At 35.2% G+C, this 602-nt stretch carries 1 protein-coding gene and 1 pseudogene; both read left to right on the top strand.

The features are described from left to right. Positions 1-280 (top strand): annotated as a pseudogene (locus FC98_RS13840) (replication initiator protein A); the annotation flags it as partial. Between the two features lie 62 nt (positions 281-342). Continuing rightward, the gene (locus FC98_RS13835; RefSeq protein WP_054656189.1) at positions 343-522 is read left to right on the top strand and encodes a hypothetical protein; all 180 of its coding nucleotides are present in this window, start codon (positions 343-345) and stop codon (positions 520-522) included. Positions 523-602 lie beyond the last annotated feature (80 nt).

Below are 602 nucleotides of genomic sequence, written 5' to 3'. Positions count from 1 at the left end.
TGATGAGGAAGGGCACGTCTACTTTATTTTTTCGAATCAGGAATTAGGAAATTTACTTAATTGCAAGAATCAGAAAGTCGTCAAAATAAAAAGAGAACTCGCAGCTGCTCATTTGCTGATACAAAAACAACCAGTTTTTAATCCCCGAACTAAAAAAGATGAACCCAACCGTTTATATCTATCTACGCTTGATGTGAAAGCAACTGACGTTTATTTACGGGGAAAATATGGGCAAAAAGCGTCGCAACCCCTAGGTACAAGCAGAAATGTGAAAATCACACATAATCTAGATAGAGAACCTAAATAAAAATAGATATCGTTTGTTATGGGAGGCAGTTTCTGATGAGTAAAAGAGCCTTGATCTATATTTTACGGTATTTACTAGCGATTGGGTTATTTGCTGTTTATTATGCAGTTTTTGAAAATCAAAGCCATGATTTAATTCAGACCGTTTTTGCTGTTGCAATCGGCGTTGGAATTGCCACTTTGCCCGTTAAATCTAAAGATCAAAATAAAAAGTAATTCCTCAATTGTCAAATCAAGTGCCACACTAATAGGATATCTAAAACAAATTGTTGCCAGGTAATATTGCTGGGATAATT

Origin of the sequence: Lentilactobacillus kisonensis DSM 19906 = JCM 15041 (assembly GCF_001434135.1) — a bacterium.
Taxonomy (GTDB): domain Bacteria; phylum Bacillota; class Bacilli; order Lactobacillales; family Lactobacillaceae; genus Lentilactobacillus; species Lentilactobacillus kisonensis.
The sequence above is the reverse complement of the archived record's forward strand: the minus strand, read 5'-3'. Positions and strand labels throughout refer to the sequence as shown.